Here is an 18,539-nt window from a genome sequence, read left to right as displayed (position 1 = left end):
TAAGCCTCACTAAAGTGCAGTTTGATTGACCATTATGCCATATTTGACCACCCGGCGATTGAGCGATGGGCTGGGGCGCGTGGTCGTGTCCCCGGTGGTGGTGTAGCTCGGTAGAGCAAAGCCGCTCGGACGCGCGCCTCCGATAGCGCCGTAGCGGGCGGGCGGCTTTGCGGTGGTCACCGGCAGTTCTCCGGTAGGATCGGGTTGCGACACGCCAACGCAACCGAGGAACCACCGATGACCGACGAAATGATGAACCTGCGCACGCTCGTGGATAAGACCCCCGAGCGCCTGGCCCAGCGCAACGGCCATCGCGACCGGACCTGGGAGACTCGTGCCGGCACGGTCGAGCTTCGCATCCCCAAGCTGCGCAAGTGCTCCTACTTCCCCGGCTTCCTGGAGCCGCGCCGGATGGCCGAGAGGGCGCTCACCGCCGTGGTTCGGGAAGCCTATGTGCAGGGCGTCTCGACCCGTTCGGTGGACGATCTGGTGCAGGCCATGGGCATGACCGGTATTTCGAAGAGCCAAGTGAGCCGGCTCTGCGCGGAGATCGACGACAAGGTGAAGGCGTTCCTCGCCCGTCCGATCGAAGGCGACTGGCCGTATCTGTGGATCGACGCCACCTACGTGAAGGTGCGTCAGAACGGGCGCATCGTGTCGGTCGCGGTGATTGTTGCGGTCGGCGTCAATAGCGATGGCCGACGCGAGGTGCTCGGGATGGACATCGGTCCCTTTGAAGCCGAGACGTTCTGGACCGCTTTCCTGCGCAAGCTCGCCCGCCGCGGCCTGCGCGGTGTCAAGCTGGTCGTGTCCGACGCCCATGAAGGTATCAAGGCCACCGTCGCCAAGGTGCTCAACGCCAGCTGGCAGCGGTGCCGCGTGCACTTCATGCGCAACGCGCTGGCGCATGCCGGCATGAGCGGCCGGCGCGTGGTCTCCGCCTTCATCGCCACCGCCTTTGCCCAGGACGATGCCGAGGCTGCACGAGCGCAGTGGCGGACGGTCGCCGATCAACTCCGCCCCAAACTGCCCAAGCTTGCTGGCTTCCTCGACGAGGCCGAAACCGATGTGCTGGCCCATATGACGTTCCCACCGCAGCACCGGACCAAGCTGCACTCGACCAATCCGATCGAGCGCCTCAACGGCGAGATGAAGCGCCGGACCGAGGTTGTCGGCATCTTCCCCAATGAAGACGCCATCGTCCGCCTCATCAGCGCGATCCTGCTTGAGCAAAACGATGAATGGGCCGTCCAGCACGCCCGCTACATGACACTGGAAACAATCGCGCCGTTGAGCGATGATCCCACCGTCAGCCTTCCGGCGATCGCCAGCTGACCTGCCCAGCTCTCCCCGGCGAACGCGCTGCCCCACCGCTAGCTACACCACGCAATGGGACACGATCCCGACGCATCGATATTGCCGCCCGACAAAATCACCCCGACCTTCTTTCCGGCCAAGCGGGCGCGCTCTTGCAAAAGCCCGGCAAGCGGAGCGCCACCCGCGCCATCGGCAACGTTGTGCGTAACCGGAAAATAGGAACGCACCGCTTCGGCGAGGTCGTCCTCATACCAGCAACCCGATTGGACCAGCTAGCTAGGGCTGCTGCGACGGTGGCACGCGACGATCAGAATGCTCGCCGGGGATATTGAGCAGGGCCGGGAGAGAATGCGCTGCGGACCGATGCGCAGGCGAGGCAAAAGCCAGCAGGCTGTCCAACCGCGTCACGGGACCAAGCCAGGACTGGCGCACCCGACACGATTCGAACGTGTGACCTTTGCCTTCGGAGCTTTTTAACTTGCCCTACGCAAAACAGCGCCAGGGCATCCGATGTTTCGCTATCGTACTGAAATCGCACTGCAAAATTGGAATTCGGCCCGGCGAGCCGTATCCTATGATACGCCCCGATTTCCTTCCAACTGCTTACGTGGTGCTTACGCGGGAGAAGGGCTTCGGACGGGAGAAATCCTGTGACCAAGCTCACCAAACGCGTCGTCGACAGCGCCGAAGCCCAGGGCAAAGACTACGTCATCTGGGACGATGAACTGCCCGGCTTTGGCCTACGCGTATTCAAGTCGGGCAAGCGCAGCTATCTGATTCAATATCGCTCGGCTGGTCGTTCCCGCCGCTATACGATAGGTGTCCATGGCGTTTGGACGCCGGAGCTCGCGAGAAAGGAAGCTAAGATCCAACTGGGGAGGGTGGCGCAGGGTGATAACCCTGCCGAAGAGCGGCAGCTCGACCACAAGGCTGTGACTGTCAAAGAGCTCTGCGAGTTGTACCTCAGAGACTTCGAAGCGGGCCTTCTTCTTGGTAAGGGCGGACGCCCGAAGAAGGCGACGACAATGGTGACGGACACGGGTCGGATCAATCGCCATATCGTGCCGCTGATCGGCACTCGTCGCGTCAAGGACCTCGTCAAAGCCGATATCAACAAGGTCCTCAAGGACATCATGGCCGGCAAAACCCGCGTCAGCGTCAAAACCAAAAAGCTCCGTGGAAAGGCCAATGTCCGCGGCGGTGCTGGCACGGCAACGCGGACTGTAGGCCTCCTCGGCGGTATACTCACCTATGCGGTTGAAGCTGGCATTATCGAGAGCAATCCTGCTCACGGCATTCGCAAGCCGAAAGACAATATGCGCACGCGTCGCCTCACCGAAGCGGAGTATCGAACGCTCGGGGAAATGTTGCGGGCAGCCGGCCATGACGAGAAATACGCAACCACCGTCGACATCATTCGCCAGATCGCGCTTACCGGCTGCCGCCGCAGCGAGATTATCAATCTCAAATGGTCGGAGGTCGACACCGAAACAAGTTGTCTGCGGTTGGCAGACAGCAAAGAGGGCGCCTCTATCCGTCCAATCGGACTCCCTGTGGTCGAGTTCATGGAAGCTCGTCGAAAGCAGAAGGTCGGATCCTATGTCTTCCCCGGTTCTGGGGATGACAACGCCTTCGGCAGTTTCCCAAATCATTGGGAGCAGCTTTTTAGAAAATCGTCACTTCCGGATGTAACCCCGCATGTCTTGCGTCATAGCTTCGCCAGCGTCGCCAACGATCTCGGGTTTACTGAAGTGACCATTGCGGCTCTGGTCGGTCATTCGAAAGGATCTGTGACTAGCAAGTACATCCATTCGCTAGACACCGCGCTCATTATGGCAGCAGACAACATTTCCGGATACATCCGTGGTCTGTTGGATGGCATTAAGTTCAAGCAGACGACTTATGCGTTGGATCGCAATTCTCGCGAAGCGGCGCTAGCGCGATTTCTTGCGGATGCAATCGATGAGCGGCTCGCGCGCGCTGAGGACGTTCAGCGTCTTGTCGTCTAGAGGTCCGAATAGGTACACGGACTGCACTCGGAGATAGCCGCAGAGCCACCATCAGTTCAACTTGTCAGAAGGGCGTAGTCATCGAATGCGATGAAGATCGCCTCCTGGTTCATAAAATCAGGATTTTATTGCTTCAGATCGATTAACTTCATTCGCAATCAGTGCATTGAGAGCTTATATTTACACTAGATCAATCACCTTGGCTTCACCACTGGGAGCGAACTCGACCTTGTAGCCGAAGCGGGCGTGCAGCTCGTCCCGCGCCCAAACTTTATTGTACTGCGTCGCATAATTGAATACAAGTTTCTTGCCCCGCGATTCTGCCAGTACGATCCTGGCGATCGCCTCTGGGTCAGGGTGACGATGTACAGCTCCGTTGGACGAGATCAGCCATAGCGGCGAGTCGAGGAGATCGATGAGTTGCGAGGTGTTGTTCGCCGCGCTCCCGTGATGCGGCACCTTGATAGCATCGAAGCGGATGCGCTGGTCTTGCGGCTGAAAACGCCGCAAAGCGCTCGCGAGATCGTCTGGATGTCCGTCGGCGCTGAACATGACGCGCCGGTGCTCGTGTTCCAGCACGAACGAGATACTGGTGCCGTTGGGTTTCTTGGTGTCGGCTACGTCGCGGTCGCGCGCCAGCGCCTCGACATTCTGAACCGTCGGCACCGGAATGACCCGTTTGGTAAGCACGACTTCCGGGGTCTGATTGAAATTGAGGATCGCCTTTGACCAATCCTGAGCGAAGGCGGCAAGCTTCTCGCGCGGGGGACCGAGCAGGGTCAACACAGCACCTGAGGAGAGGCAAAAAGACGGTAGCTTCCCGGTCCCCCCGTCGATCATCACCGGGCCATTGCGCAAGGTTGTGTTCCAGCCATAGCCGCGGTCGTGAACGAGCTTGGCAAAGCTTATTCCTTGCGGGACATTGAGCGTAGGTATCGGTTTTCCGGCGCGCGGAGCCGGGCGCAGGTCCTTGGCGAGCTTGAGGTGGCGCATCTCGTTGAACCAGAGTTCTCGTATCGTCGGCGCGTCGTCCGCACCCACCAAGTCGAGCAATCCCTCGATATGATCCGCGTCTACGTGGGTGAGCACCATGAGATCGATGGTCGGACCAGGACGAGGCGCAAGACCGGCGATCAGCGGGCGCAGGTAATGGCGGGCCGTCGCGGTCCGGCCGCCGTCGATCAGCAGGCGGTGCGTGCCCGCAGCACTCGCGGTCTCGACCAGAAAACAGTCGCCGTCCGCGGCGGGAAGCATGGTGATACGAAACATTGGCGTGCCTCTCGCTAGAATGCGAATGGGATTCTCGTTCCTAACAGCAACGGCACGACGATCAGGATCACGTTCCAGCCGATCAAGGCGTCCATCAAGGTGGGGTTCAGCAGCGGCGAACGAAATCGACGTGCCTCAAGGTCAATAATGAAGGTCTCGAGCCCACGGCGTTCGTCGCCCACACGCGGGTTACCTGGGTCGAGCGCGCGCAGATCCTCTCCGGCTTCCTTCAATTGCTGCTCGAGCGCGTCCCGCGCACCGGCGCCGCCGTAGATCGCATCGAGCCGGCGGTGGAACGACCGTACGGGCAAGCGTGCGGCGAACACGAAAATCGTAAGCGAGACGAGCCATAGCCCGAGAAACGACCATTGATAAAGGCTGCGATAGTCCGGCAGGTCCAGCGACCGTCCGGTCGTCGTCGTATCCAGGCCGAAATGCCACACGATCCACCAAGCGGCGAACCAGTGGCACAGCGCCATGCTGGTGAACACCGCGAACCAGAAAACCCCTTCGAGGCTGCGCATCGCTTCGCGGGCGGCGGGCGTAGCAAGGCTGACGATCCGGATGTTGTGCCGCTCCATGACTTGGCCGAGATGGCCGTATCCGATCAGCCGTCCGAGGGTCGACCCGATGAGCAGCCCGGTGCCGGGCATGACCATGCCAAGGACAATCTGCTTCCAGGTGTCGGCGTCGAAGGTCCAGTCGAAGCCCTGGCTGTGGGCGATAGAAAAGAAGATCGGGACCATGATGATGGCAATGGAAATTGCTGTGCGCCTCGTCCACGTCTGCATCGTTCGGCGGAAGTCGGCACGAAAGGCTGACCAGGTCTCGTTCGAGCGAACCGTTACGCCGGCGCCTTCGCTCAGACGCTCGACCGCTTTCTCAACCCGATGCCCGATGCGGAAGGCCCACCACAGCGCTGGGATCGCACCCGCGCCGGCGAGTACCGGCATTAGATCGAGAGGTGCGCCGCCGTCAACATGGTCGAGAAGGTTGAAGAAGAAGTAAGTCAAAGTGAGCCACGCCAAACCGACGAAGACCCATTCCATCCATGCGAAGGAACGCAACGGCGCGAGTATGGATCCCGCTTGCATCAGGCTCCTCCGGTCGCGACTTTCAGGTCTGCAGGCGACGAGAACAGCGTTTCGATGAAGGGCAGCGCGCGCGTAGCCTCGCCGGGTGTTTTCAGGGCATCGGCGATCGCCTCCGCCGGCTTGCCGCCATGCTGGGCAGCGAGTGCGAGCCATCGCCAGAATTCGTCGATGGTCGGCTTGCGGACGAGCGGCTTGGGTCCGAGATCAACCCAAAACGCCGCCGCGGCGTCGATCAGCGGGGTATTGGGCACGTTGAACTCCTTTAGGCGCGCGGTCAGTATCCGCTTCGACACGCTCAGATCGATCTCGATGCGATGAACGACGCAACGCCGCAGGAACGGGTCGGGTAGCCGGCGCTCCGCGTTCGATGTGATGACGATGATGGGTCGTACGTTGGCCGGACAGATGACGGCCGTGTCTATCTCCTGGATAGTGAACCGCATTTGGTCCAGTTCGAGCAGGAGATCATTGGGAAAATCGCGGGGCGCCTTATCGATCTCGTCGATTAGCACGACGCTCGGCAGCGTAGGCGGAGGCCCGCGCCAGCCGAACGCCTTTCCAAGCGGACCCGGCCGAAGAAATTCGTCTTTTGGGACCTCCCCGGCGTCATCCTTGGCGAGTTGGGATTTACGGTACCACGAGACCGCATCGAACTCGTAGCAGACGTCTCGTGCGCGCGAGTCGGATTTGACGTTGAACTCGTGGACATGGTCGGTTAGCTGGAGGCGGTGCGCGATCCACCAGGCCGCGAGGGTCTTGCCGCTCCCCGGCTCGCCGGTGAGAAGGAGCGGACGTCCGAGCGATAGAGCGACGTTCACGGCCGCGAGCAGCGGGCCCGTCGCCTGGTAGTTCTTCGCGAACTCCCGATAGGGACGTGCGAAGGAAGTGACGCGTTCGGTCCGCCGCTTCAGCGCGTCGTCGCGATCGAACGCACCTTCCTTTATCAGGTCAAACTCAGCCATTCTGTTCTCCCTGTTTTGTGCCTCGTCGCGACCATCGGATCATCTGCGCGCGCTTTTCGAGCCTGGCGTGGATAAGCCGGAACATTCCGCTGGCTTCCTGCGCCAACTCATTCGCCCTTGCGTCGATCTCGTCCGGTGCGTAGCTGTAGAATAGTCGGAACTGCGCCAGATGCGCTGCGATTTCGCGCGGCGCCACCGGCCCGAGCAGCTCGGTGATGAATCCCTCGCCGGCGAGCGTGGGCCCCTCGGCTACGGTGTTTTCTTCGTTGAACGCGAAGCCGAGCACGACGTGGACATTGCCGCCCTGTGTATCGATCGCGGTGTGCAGACTGCTCCAGGTCTTGAGATATTCGTTGATCGCAGCGATATTGGCACGCGTGAATGGGCCGTGCACAAACAGCAGAACCGTCCGCGGCTTGCTGAGCCGGATCGCCTCGTCGCGGATGCGCTTGTGGTTAACGTTCGTAACGTCTTCCGGATCGAGCGGACGGCCGAGAAGAGCGATCAGGATGCTGACGAGGTCGTCCTTCTCCGACTCGCTTGCCGGCCTCGGGTCAAGCTGGAGACCGACGCGTAGCTCGACTGTGCTCCAGTCCGGAAACGTCTCCGCCAGATGGTCAATAAAGCGCTGCGTGAACACGTCCAGGCTCTGCTCGGGTGGGCCCTTCCACACCACCACGTGCGGCGCCTTCGGCGAGAGCCGAAGGCGTGGCCCGAGTCGGTCCGCGATGCTGGCCAGCGCATGCGTGCGGTCGACGCGCATTGGAAAGTCGCCAGCGGATTCGAGGTCAGGAACTTGCCGTTCTTCGGTGCCGAGCGCCGACCACATTTCGTACTGCACCGAGATCACGGTGGTGGCCCAGCGTCCGGCCAGCATGGGGGGCGGCGACGTCGACAGCACGTCGCGGATCGCGGCATGAGGTGCATGCCCGCCGATCACCACCGCGGGCAGGGCCTTTTCGGCGATCGCCCTGCTGTCGGCGACGGCTGCAAGGGTTCGTGTGGCAAGCACGGTCGCGGACATTGGCGACAGCAGACGGAAAAAGCTGTTGCGCTCGGCGGCGGCGCTCTGGCACGCATTCACCCAAACGATTGGCGCAAAACGTGTGATGTCCCGCAGGTTCTGTACAGCAGCGCAAATCTCGCCTGCATCGACGTGCCGCATGATCTTTCCGTGGTCGAACCAGAATACGGTCGAGTTCCCGGATGGCTTTGCGTGGCCGTAGAAGTAGACGATGTGGGGGCGCGCGGTTTCCAGTTTAGTCGTGAACTCCTCGAACGTGCGGGCATGGACTACATGACTTTGCAGCCCCGGTTTTTCGTAGTACGGCCCGAGTGCAGTCTGGATGACCTTTAGGTGGTCCTTCCCAAACGTCTCTTCCTTTCCTTTCGCATTCAGCGGAATGACCAGCAGGATGACCGGATAGGGCGGCAGCTTCGTCTCGAACGGCGCGGTCGCACCACGGTCCGGCCAAGCGTCGACCGTGATTGATCCGGCGCCGGACCGCGTGCGCGACAGGAAGTTGGCCCGATCATCGTCGGCGGTGGTAACGAAGCTCCAGGGCAGACGGTACACCAAATCGACAAAATCGCTGTCTGCGTCCGGGGCGCCGGCGGGCTGCGCGGGCGCGAGCAGCGGGACGAGGTGGATCCAGCGGTCGCCGATGCTACGCTTGGTCCCGAACAGCGCGCGATAAAGCCGGCGACCGATGGCACGTTGTGTGGTGAGCGTAATCTTGTCTTCGATCTCCTCGAGTTCATCGATGATGGCCCATTGGTCGAACAGTGTGGCGAATGTCGCCCCTTTTTCATAGGCGGTGTCGCGGGCGAGGCCGGTGGCCTCCCAAGGGCCGTTGAGGTAGACCTCCTGTCGGCTGCGCGGCGCACCGTCGGTCGTAGTCGCCACTGAGCACCGCTCGATGCTGCCGTCATTGGCACGGCGCAGATAGATGGTACGCCGGATCATGCCGACACCGATTGTTGGGCATCGGGTTCGGGCTCAGCCTCGGCTTTCGACATTTCGGCGGGCTTCTTGAGCGCGTAGGTGAGAGGCCTGATCACGAGACGGCCGCCGCTGATCGCCGCGAGTCTCCGGCCGCCGCTTGCCGAGGCAATCACGCGCGAGCCGTCGATCGCGGGTCCGATAGATTGGTGCAGTAGCGACATGGAAGAGAATAACCGGACAGTGCCCGGACGCCCGACAATGTCGGACTGGCGCGTTAGTACGCGCCCGGAGGGGGTGAGCGGCAGACCAATGACGTCGAACTCCCCGCCGCTGCCGAGTACAGCGATGCAGACGCCCTCGAATGAGATGCCGCTATTCTTGGTTTCTGCCGTGTTGTCGATCGGTTCGATGCGCGCCGCCGCACGGTCCTCGACCGGAAGGCACACGCTGATCGTGGCCGGCTTCAGGTTGACGCGTGCGATCTCGACGGGGGGCGACTCTTTCGGGCTCCCGCTGTCGTTCGCGATGATGATGATCCGCCCGTTGTCCAGTCCGACGAGCAGCGCATAGGAATTTTCCGCGGCGCGCATCACGTCGAGGCTTGTCGGAACGCCGTCGAAACTTGCGATCCGGGAGAACCTTTCCGAGGTCCCGCCGATGCCGACGCTCAACACCCGTCCGTCGCGCATGCCGGCAATCACGCGATTGCCGTCAATGACAACGAGGCTTTCGATGAAGCTTTCAAGTAGAACATCATCGGTCCGGAGGCTGCCGCTCTCGGTGTCGAGCAGGCGAAGATGCTGTCCTGATGGACCGCGTAACGCGAGGGTGCTGCCGCCAGGGTCGAGTACGAACAGCGGAGCGGTCGTCACGTTGGTGAAGTCGCCTGCCCAACTGCCCAGATCGACCTTGAGCGGAGCTGGCCGTTCGCCGCTGCCCGACGTTTCAGGGAGCCGGAGCAAGCGCAGTGCATTGCTGCCAATCCATACCGCCGCGACCGCAGCCGTTTCAGCGACCGCGATGCGTCGAACGCCGCCGGGCACCGACAGGGCGATGCGCTCCCGCGTCGCGTTCGCTGAGTTAAGCAGGAGCAGGACCGACTCGCTCTCACGAACCTCGCCCTCGTACAGTATTTCATTACCGCTCGACAGGAATGCGGCTACGGGTATGGAGCGGTCGATCGTGGGCAGACGCAAACGAACTTCCGGGGTCGCGACCGTCCACTCCGCCGGCACGATCCGTTGGCGTTCGGTCTCGTAGCCGCCGTCGAACCCCGCGATTTGCAGGCGCGCGCCAGCGCTGAATGGTTCAGCCGGTAAGCGGATCGGCTCAGCAGCAAGGGACGGCTCAAGGGTTCCACCCGGATACGCGAGACCCGGATATTCCGGCGGCCGAAGCCGTCCGATCAGATCGTTGATCGGATCGGGGTCGATCAGGCCCTCCTCCTTCAGCGCGTTGATCTCGCGAAGCGCGTGGTCCGGAGTGGCGTCGAACAGCAGCGACTGAGCCTCAATGTAGCGCTTGAGCGCCTTGGCGGTCGCCCCCTTTGCTGGCGCGAGCGCGATCGCCGCGCACACAAGGTCGAGCACCTCCTTGCGCTGCTCCGGCGAACGCCGGCCGAAATGTTCGAGCAATGCGCGGCGCGTTCCGGCCTCGAGGCGCAGACCTTCGGGCCCGAGAAAGCCGCCCGGCAGCGCGGTCAAGCGTGAGAATGCGAGCTTGTGCGGCGTGAGCTTCGTATGCCGTTCGCGTAACCGCAGTCGCTCGGCAAGGCTGAAAGATACAGGCTGTATCAACGCGCATTCCGCCGCCCAGTCGAGTGCGTCTCCGAGGCGTTGCGCCAGCGTCTCGGCGCCGGCCCGCTCCGATTTCGGAAACGCAATCGGGACAGCAGCGATCCGGTCGGGCGCGAACAGCTGCGCAAGCCCGTCGCGCAGGTGCGGGCCGGTCGCCGGCACGACGATCGCGCCGGAGTCTTGCAGCGCAAGCTGCCTTTCGTCCCATAGCGCGGGATCGCGCAGCTCGAGGAACAGCAGTGGACCGTTCTCGAGCATGCGTCGTAGCACGACGATGTCGCGCTCGGACAAGCGATGCGCCTCGGCGAACACGATAGTGATGGTCCACCCTGGCGCGGCGATCGCGGAGTCGACCAGTTCGAGTTCCGGCCGCGCAAGCCATTGCGCACCGCGACGCAGAAAGAACGATCCCGGAAAGTCAACGCGATCGAGTGCGACGCCGCGTGCTACGAGGGTGTCGGCAAATTCGGTTGGCAGGGTATTCCAGAAGCGCGCTTCCGACGAGGAATCGAGCAGCAGAAGGACTGTCGGCAACTCGCGACGCGGGACGAAATGAATCCTTGATGGGTCGTCGCCTCGGAGGCGGGCTGCGATAGTGCGCCGCGCGTCGAGGCGACTCGGGTCCGGCTCGCCCGCGCGGTAACCAATGATCTCCGCGATCTCGATGGCGAGCGCGGGCCCGATGAAGGGATCCGCCCGTCCGCCGATCGATCCGACCCGGAACACCGAGCCATCGCCCGCGACCTGCCCCCTCGACCCGGACAGGGGACCGCGCCGCGGCCCGCGCGCCACGTGTGTCCGGCTCGCGTAGGCGCTCCACGCGATCAGGGCGAGAGCTACCACGAAGGTCGCGGAGGCGGCAGCGTAGAGCCACACTAGCGGCGCACTGATATGGTCCTCCGGTCCGCAAGCGCTCGGAAGCGCGCAATGCGGTAGCTGCGACCCGTAATCGAGATTCACAAAGATCCAGACCATGATCGCGACGCCGGCGACCACGAGAGCCTGCTTACGATAGGATCCGAGCCGCGACAGGCTTCCGCTGGTCCGCTGCAACGCCTCAGTTGTCCGCGTCCGCAATTCGTGGAGCAGGCGTCGTCGGGGTGGAGGGTCGTGTCGCGGCGTCGCCGTAGGCGTAGTCGGAAGCGTAGTCGTAGTCGTAGTCGTGAGAACCGACGCGGGCTGGTCGTCGAACAAACGCCGGAACACTTCGACGAACTCCCCAGCCTCGCCGGGGCGGCGCGCGAAAATCGGCAAAAGCACCGCAGCAAGCTCGTCGCGGGCCCACTCTGCTTGCAGCTTCGATAGAGCGGCCGCCGCGGCCGCCTCGTCCGGACCCGAAGCGATGCCGCGAGCGCGCAGCCCGAAAATCAGAGCTAGGATAAAGGTTGCATCGATCGCTCGACGCTCACTCTTGCGACCTGCACCTGCAGGCGGCGCGATACCAGGATCACCTCCCATGATTTCCCCCGTTTAGGCATATGGCGCTCGCACCCTTCAATTGCGGCTGGATGTTATGATCCCGAGACAGAGCGCTGCAACCACAGAATGAGGGAACGCCGCGCGCCGGCAAGTTAGAGCTGCCGCCGCAAAAAGGTGATCGTATTCATGACGGTCAGCACTGAATATGGGAATAGCCGCAGCGTATAATGTCCGCAGCCGAAGCGGATCCAAGCCGGGTTCAGCCCGTGTGTCGACAGCCTTTCCACGTAGCGACGGGTCGATTGCGGAATAAACACCGCGTCGTGCCGGCCTGATATAATCAATGCGCTATTAAGCCGTCGGCTGAGCCGTTTTGCGTAGGTTGCCGGGCTGATGACCGCCCACGCGGTCCGTACGTCCTCAAATGTAAAGCGTCGTTCGAGGCTCGACTTGACGTGGGCCGTGGCCGAACCGGTCCAGACCACCTCGGCGAAATCATCAGCCATCAGGATCAGGACAGCAGCCGATACGCGAGAGTCCAGCGCTGCCACGATTGAGCCGATCGAGGATCCGACGCTCACACCAATGATGCCAAGCCGGCGGAATCCTTGCTGTTCGAGCCAGGTGAGGCAGGTACGCGCCTCGAGGATTGCCTGCCGGTTGCTTCGGATCGTGAGCCCGAGATTTTCGCAGACCAACTCGCGGGCAAAGCCGACGTTGGGGGTTTGGCGCTCATGATGGTAGGGAAGACTCAGTTGCAGGCAGGAGATGCCGGATACCGCCAGCACGCGAGCGAACGCGCGGTAGGACTCGAGCTCGGCGTTCCAGTGATGCAACATGACGACGGCGCGCTCGCGGTGGCGTGCTTCGTACAACCGAGCTCGCACGATATCATTGGCAACTCCGCTCGCGATCGGGCTTTTGAACGTTAGGCTGTCGCGGTCTTGCGTGAATTCGACCGGCAAGTCGGGCTCGAAATAGCGATCCGGGCTTTGGATGGCGGCATCCGCATGGCGTAACAAGGCCGCAAGATCGTCGGGTTTCCCACCGCTATCGAGTAGATCGAAGCCGACCGAAGGGGCGGCGCAAAACTTGATTGCGGCCGCTTTCGCCGCAGCGGCATGCTCGACTCCATCTACGTATCGTTGCCAGGAAATCAATTGCAATCATTTCCGAAGCGTCTCCGCGCCGCTTCGTCCAAGCGTAGCGAATCGGTCGCGATTGTCGAGGGCTAACGTTGTCGTTGTTGCTGCAGCTCACCTTGCTGCTTCCGGACTGACTAAGCTAGCGAATTTGAGCTACGAGATGGCTGATAGGATGGCACCTCCAGTCGTAGTTCGAGCGCGATCTTGAAACGACGCACAGGTACCGTCTAAGTCTTGCAGAGAAAGCTCGCCTGTCGGGTGGCAATCGTCCGGGTAGTTCAAAGGACGACGACGCTATGGCGGACTGGAGGGATTGCAGCCTAGAGCTCATATTTCGAACTCGAGGTAGAGCGTTGGCTTCGGCCCGACATTCGTGGTTAGTCCCTCGTCATCTGTCCTGAAAGTTCCCCCCGACGTTCGATCGTCGAGGGCTTTGACAAGGCCCGCCAGCGGCATCGCTCCCCAACTCATCTTTTTAGCTACGACCTCGTCGACTGGGATGACCGCCGTTTTGAGCCGCTTCATGAGCTCGAGCCCCTGCTGCCGCAGGGTCGCATTGTGGCTTCCGTGGTGACCGACTTTGTAGAACACGGTCCGGGCGAGCAGGTCGGGACCGGTGACCGTGCGCCCGTCGGGGTGCCTCCAGGACAGCGACTTCCAAGAAAGCCAGTTGCCGACCTGCGCATCTCCGGCGAACAGCATGACGTCTCCGCCTTGCAGTTCGATCGCGAGGACCAGGCTCGTGTTGTTCGTCGCGGACTGAAGCATCAGGGCGAATTCGTCGGTGCCGCCCAGCCAGTCGCCGTCGATCCGCCGCCATTCCGAGGCGTCCCCCGGAGTGCCCCAATAATGGTGCTGAAAGAAGGGCATCGAGCGCGCCGCCTCCAGCGGAATGCTCGAAGAATCCGCGAATGGCCGGACGTCCGTAAGTTCGGCGAGGGCGGTGTAGACGCCCGCCGCCAGCAGCCCGGTCCCGTCCAGGGCAAGCTCGTAGACTTCAGGATTGCGCTTGGACGGGTTGAAGTGCTTGATCGCCTTCTCGTCATGCGGCGGTCCTAAGACGTAGATGGTCGCGCCGGTCCCTGAAACGACGATCGGTTCGGTCACGTCGGGGCGCAGGTAGCGCGTTTTGGAATCGTCCACCTTCCGCTTGACGACGTCCAAGGCGGCCTTGGTTTTTTCCCCGGCGGCTCCCAGCATGCCTGCGATGTTCAGCAAAGACCCGGCGCCGCCAGCGTCTCCGGACATCGCCCGCACGGCGGCGCTGCGCGAAAGGAGCGCGAAGGCCCTCTGATGGTCCTCTTTGAGCTTCTTGGCGAGCTCGTCGGTGGCATCCTCGGTCCATGCGAGCCAGACTTCGTCGACGGGGAGGCGCTCGAAGACGTCCGACGCCTGCTGAAAACCGGATACGTGGTCCCAATGCTCGTGGGTGATGGCCAAGACATCGATCTTGTCGGGCTTAACGGTCTCGGCGATGTCCTCCATGACCTCCTTCATCTTGTCGGCGGCGTTTTGCGTCGCCACAGCCACCCCGCAATCGATCATCAGACGAAAGTCGGTCCCGTCCTGTCTGCGCAAGCTCACGAAAATGCAGTCGCCAAGCCCCTGCCGATAGACACGGACGGTCGCACCAGAACGAGCGGCCGTTGCACGATCGGCATTCGACTGGGCCTTCCGACGCGGCGCACGCGCCTTTCTGGCCGATTTCGACACCGAAGCTTTTGCCCGCACCTTCTTTGCGACAGAGGCTTTTGCCGTCCTCGTTTTCTTGGCCATGGATGCGACTCCACCTCATTCCCTGTGAAGGAGTGCGAACGCTTCGTGGCTCGCGGAAGCGTCACCCGGAGAGATATAGATCTCGCCACGTTCGGCGGCCCGTGTGGCCGCCGCGATGCGGGCCGCCTGTTGAAGAAGCGCCCCGTTTCCTCCGCGCAGGCGCTTGCGGATGAAGTACCTCGGTCTGTTGGTATTCAGATCGACGATCAGGCTGCATCCTCCACGATACCGTTCTCCATCCGGCATGCATCGGAAGGTTTGCGTGATCTCGACGACCAGCCAGGAATGGCTCGACCCATCGGGTGCCGTGCGGCGTGTCGGCCGAACGGAATGTACCTCGATCGGCCGCATCTCCCCGGTCATCGTGCCGATTTGCGTCTTCGCGGCCTGTGGCTCGAATCCCAGCGCATCGAGAAATGGCTTCCTTTCCGGCTTGAGGATCCACTCGCGCACCTTCCATTGGTTCTCCTGCGAGGTCTCATAGGCCTTCCGCCGGTCGGAGTTCAGATTCCAGTCCAGTTTCAGCGTCTCGACGAGCGAGGCGAACTCGTTCGCCCAATCCGCCCCGATCGGAGGCGGCAACCATACCAGACTGTCTTCGGCGAGATGTCGAACGTCCGTCGGAAAAACGCCCCGGTCGCGGAAGGCGGCGATGAAGGCGACGCGATAGCCGCGGTCGTCGTTGGGCACCAGGTCCCGATCCGCCGTAACGAGCGCTCTCAAGTACTCACCGAACGTGATATCGACGGGCGGAACATAGTCCAGGGCCCTGATGCAGATGTTCAAAACCTGGTTTGCGACGGTGGATGCCTCGTTGGCCAGGCGCACGGCCAGATCCTGCGAGATTTCTCCTGCGGGCAGAATGCCGGTTCCGTTGGTAGCCAACCGCATCAGATCGGCGCTGCGGCCCTTGTAGATCGTGATGAACGCCGCGAAGACCGCGGATACCAGGATTGATCCGAGCGCGTGCGGGTCTCCGTCATTCTTGGCGTTCTCATAGTCGAGCCGAGTGACCGGCGCCTGTTGCCACTCGCCCTTTTCGTCCTTGCCTCCGATCGCACTGCGCAGAGCGCCGTGCATGCCGCTGGATTCCCCGAATTGCACAGCAAGCTGACCGAGAAGGCTTTCCTGAAAGAGATCGCCTCTCGTGTGCTTGACTTGCTGGAGCAGAGATTCCGGCATCGAGAAATGCAGGAAGAGGGCGACGATATCCGCGAAAGCCTCGTGAAACGCTAAGACATCCGGATTGGTCGCTTCCTGAAATCGAGGATGAAGACCGTCCAGGAGAGCGTGGGTGGTCTCGTGAGCGACGATGTCGTGGGAGACCGAGCAGAAGATCTGCGAACCGGGAAGCGCGTTCCCGGCGTAGCTGCTGTTGGCTCCGAAGTACCCGAAGAGGAGCGCCATCCGCTGGCTGCTGTAGTAGGCGTTACGCTCGCGGATCGCGTGCGGGTATATGCGCAGGCGCTGGACGTACGAGCTGTCGACGAAATTCCCGTTGTGATCCCGGAAGTAGCGCGGCGCCCACAGCGCCTTGCGGCCGAGCGCCCGTTCGAACCGGGCGATCGTCCTCATCGCGACCGCGTAAACCATCTGCTGGTGGAATTGCGGATTGGCCTCCGACGGCGAATGCCCGTCGTTAGCGAGAAGATGCGGATGGTTCAGATCAACGGGCGCATAGCAGCACTGGCTGGCCGGATCCACGTCGACGACTTCCAGATACTCGCCGACCGGACCGGGCAGAAGGCCGCTTTCCCATGGAACATAGACGGTCGCTTGATTGATGCCGAACAGTTGGGGATCCGTCTGGGGCGAAGGATCGTAGGCAAAGACCCGGAGCTTGCGGAACGCGGGCTCAGCGATCTCCGGCGCCATCGCAAGCTTGACGTTGAGGGCCTCCGCGGGTCTGACCTTCTGCTGAGACATCTCCGCAGCCGGCGCCGGTGGCCGCTGTACATGCGACAATGCGGCGCGGAGCGGCGACGAGATCGAAGGCATCGCGAGGACTTGGCCAGCGATGCTCGACGCGTTGGCACCTCCATCCAGTCTGGTTTCCAGACCGCTTGCCTGCAGAATCTGAGCAAGCTCCAGACGAACCATCGGGTCGGCGGGTGCGGCGCCACGCCCGAGCAGGATATCGAGGAAGGCACCGCTTGCGTCATCCGGCGGCAGCATGCGCAGTTCGGTCGCCGCCGGCGCCTCGACCGCGTCCTTTGCCTTGAGCTTTCCGCGACCGAAATGGTCCTTCGGGGCCGCGTTCTTGTCCGCGGTGTCGAACAGCGCGGTTCGAATTGCCTCGACGCGTTGCCAGGGCTTTGCCAGGGCTTCGTAAGCCGCCCGATTGTACTGGATCCAGAGGGCGGCGGCGCCCGCGATTTGTGGTGTCGCAGCGGAGGTTCCGGCACCGTCGAAGTCGACGACGTTGGCTTCTCCAAAGCGCGCCCATGGGATGTTCGGAGTATATGCCGACAAGGCGGTTTCCATCTTCTTGAGGGGCCCGTAGTCACCTGCCATCTGCGTCGGAGGAAGGTCGGCGTAGGGTTTTCCGTCCGCCATGCTCCCACACGCCGCTACAACCCTATTAAAACGGGCGGGATAGACGATGAAATGCGACGGCAGGTTCGCGTAATTGTTGCCGGCCGCAGTCACCACGAACACGCCCGCTTCGTAGAGTGCATTGATGGCTTCGGCCCAAGCCGCCGATGGCAGTCCTCCCATGCTCATCGTCACGACATGGACGAACGTTTCCTTCTTGCGGCAAAGCCCGTGCACGTAGTCGAGCGCCTCCGCGATCGCGCTGTTTCTGAACAGCACGACGCGATTTGCGACGCGGATGGGGATGATTTCCGCCGTCGGCGAGCAGCCGAATTGACGGCCGGCGACTGCGCTACCCGCAAGGATGCTCAGCGTGCCCGTACCGTGACTGAAGTTGTTGAAGACGCCGTCGGAGCGATCGGTCGCGTCGTCGGGAAACTCCTCGTCGACGAAGTTGCGCTGTTCGCGCAGGCTTAGGAAGGTCGGCTTGGTCGAATGGTCGGGATCGAATCCGGTATCGAGATGTGCGATTCGGACGCGCTTCCCGGGCCCCGGGTCGGCGATCTTGCCCAAAGCCTCGAGCTGACTATGTACCTCGTCGCGGAACCAGAAATTGTCCTTCTCGTGGGGAAAAGACGGGTCCTGGGCATGCGGATCCCCCTCCCGGATGGCGAAGTCGGTCTGCATTCGCGCTGTCGGACCGATCGGCCACCGCTGCTCGAGATCGGGCTCGATGATCTCGATTCCTCCCGCGGCGAGCGATTGACCTTCGTGCCTCATCGCATGACACAGGTCCCACTGATTGACGCCTGAGGCTGGCAGGTCGGTCTCCACCACATGCCATGTCGGTTGAGCGGCGGCCCCGAGAGCGCTGGGCGCGATGCTCTTGAACAGCGGTCGGGATCTGAATCTGACCTCCGATTTCAGACCGAGCTTCAGTGGCTTGGGCGAAAACTCGCCGGCGGCCTTGACCAACAGCTGAACTTTACCTTCCGCAGAACCACCCATTTGCTAAAATCCGCTACATGCGATCGCGCCTTGGCGACCAATATTCGTCCGTATTCAAAAGTAAATTTCACTCGTCGCAACGACTATCCGGTCGAACAATGGCCGCTCGACGGTAAGGTGATAGTCGCGAGGAGGTTCGGTTGCGCCGCACCTAATAGGTCGCTCCAACCGCGGCCGAAGCCGGAGCGCGAACTCCGTCGAAAAAAATGCTTTTCCCAAGTTTTCCGCGATTAACTACTTCACAAGCTTAGATTGACGGATTGT

10 protein-coding genes are annotated in these 18,539 nt (G+C 62.0%); 2 read left to right on the top strand and 8 right to left on the bottom strand.

The window, feature by feature from the left end; translation table 11 throughout:
- Positions 1-237 precede the first annotated feature (237 nt).
- Complete coding sequence (locus ACQR0W_RS08605) at positions 238-1,335, top strand: IS256 family transposase (RefSeq protein WP_316166305.1); 1,098 nt, start codon at positions 238-240, stop codon at positions 1,333-1,335.
- A 632-nt stretch (positions 1,336-1,967) separates the two neighbouring features.
- Entirely contained in the window at positions 1,968-3,326 is a 1,359-nt protein-coding gene (locus ACQR0W_RS08600; RefSeq protein ID WP_434840628.1) for a tyrosine-type recombinase/integrase, read from the top strand.
- Between the two features lie 180 nt (positions 3,327-3,506).
- Here ACQR0W_RS08600 and ACQR0W_RS08595 read toward each other — a convergent pair whose 3' ends face one another.
- From ACQR0W_RS08595 to ACQR0W_RS08560, 8 genes are all read right to left on the bottom strand, one after another.
- Positions 3,507-4,595: an MBL fold metallo-hydrolase gene (locus tag ACQR0W_RS08595; protein WP_434840629.1), complete on the bottom strand. Its 1,089-nt coding sequence runs from the start codon at positions 4,593-4,595 to the stop codon at positions 3,507-3,509.
- 14 nt (positions 4,596-4,609) lie between these two features.
- Positions 4,610-5,689 carry a hypothetical protein gene (locus ACQR0W_RS08590; RefSeq protein WP_434840630.1) on the bottom strand — a complete coding sequence of 360 codons (1,080 nt, stop codon included), beginning with the start codon at positions 5,687-5,689 and terminating at the stop codon, positions 4,610-4,612.
- Positions 5,689-6,651 (bottom strand): AAA family ATPase, encoded by a 963-nt coding sequence (locus ACQR0W_RS08585; protein WP_434840631.1) that lies wholly within the window; start codon positions 6,649-6,651, stop codon positions 5,689-5,691. The genes ACQR0W_RS08590 and ACQR0W_RS08585 overlap by 1 nt, the downstream gene beginning before the upstream one ends.
- Complete coding sequence (locus tag ACQR0W_RS08580; RefSeq protein ID WP_434840632.1) at positions 6,644-8,617, bottom strand: hypothetical protein; 1,974 nt, start codon at positions 8,615-8,617, stop codon at positions 6,644-6,646. Before ACQR0W_RS08580 ends, ACQR0W_RS08585 begins: the two co-directional genes overlap by 8 nt.
- Positions 8,614-11,850 carry a hypothetical protein gene (locus tag ACQR0W_RS08575; RefSeq protein ID WP_434840633.1) on the bottom strand — a complete coding sequence of 1,079 codons (3,237 nt, stop codon included), beginning with the start codon at positions 11,848-11,850 and terminating at the stop codon, positions 8,614-8,616. Before ACQR0W_RS08575 ends, ACQR0W_RS08580 begins: the two co-directional genes overlap by 4 nt.
- A gap of 113 nt (positions 11,851-11,963) precedes the next feature.
- Positions 11,964-12,977, bottom strand: coding sequence for an alpha/beta hydrolase family protein (locus tag ACQR0W_RS08570; protein WP_434840634.1), 1,014 nt, complete (start codon positions 12,975-12,977; stop codon positions 11,964-11,966).
- A 306-nt stretch (positions 12,978-13,283) separates the two neighbouring features.
- A complete protein-coding gene (locus ACQR0W_RS08565; protein ID WP_434840635.1) occupies positions 13,284-14,732 on the bottom strand; it encodes an MBL fold metallo-hydrolase in 1,449 nt (482 codons plus the stop codon).
- 15 nt (positions 14,733-14,747) lie between these two features.
- Positions 14,748-18,275, bottom strand: coding sequence for a S8 family serine peptidase (locus ACQR0W_RS08560; protein WP_434840636.1), 3,528 nt, complete (start codon positions 18,273-18,275; stop codon positions 14,748-14,750).
- Between the last annotated feature and the right edge of the window lie 264 nt (positions 18,276-18,539).

Source organism: Bradyrhizobium sp. HKCCYLRH1034 (assembly GCF_051168375.1).
GTDB lineage: Bacteria > Pseudomonadota > Alphaproteobacteria > Rhizobiales > Xanthobacteraceae > Bradyrhizobium.
Note: the sequence above shows the minus strand (reverse complement) of the source record. Positions and strands in the feature narration are given on the sequence as shown.

Coding starts and splice junctions, on each gene's coding strand:
- ACQR0W_RS08605 (WP_316166305.1), top strand. CDS start 238: ATGACCGACGAAATGATGAACCTGCGCACGCTCGTGGATAAGACCCCC.
- ACQR0W_RS08595 (WP_434840629.1), bottom strand. CDS start 4,595: ATGTTTCGTATCACCATGCTTCCCGCCGCGGACGGCGACTGTTTTCTG.
- ACQR0W_RS08590 (WP_434840630.1), bottom strand. CDS start 5,689: ATGCAAGCGGGATCCATACTCGCGCCGTTGCGTTCCTTCGCATGGATG.
- ACQR0W_RS08585 (WP_434840631.1), bottom strand. CDS start 6,651: ATGGCTGAGTTTGACCTGATAAAGGAAGGTGCGTTCGATCGCGACGAC.
- ACQR0W_RS08580 (WP_434840632.1), bottom strand. CDS start 8,617: ATGATCCGGCGTACCATCTATCTGCGCCGTGCCAATGACGGCAGCATC.
- ACQR0W_RS08575 (WP_434840633.1), bottom strand. CDS start 11,850: ATGGGAGGTGATCCTGGTATCGCGCCGCCTGCAGGTGCAGGTCGCAAG.
- ACQR0W_RS08565 (WP_434840635.1), bottom strand. CDS start 14,732: ATGGCCAAGAAAACGAGGACGGCAAAAGCCTCTGTCGCAAAGAAGGTG.
- ACQR0W_RS08560 (WP_434840636.1), bottom strand. CDS start 18,275: ATGGGTGGTTCTGCGGAAGGTAAAGTTCAGCTGTTGGTCAAGGCCGCC.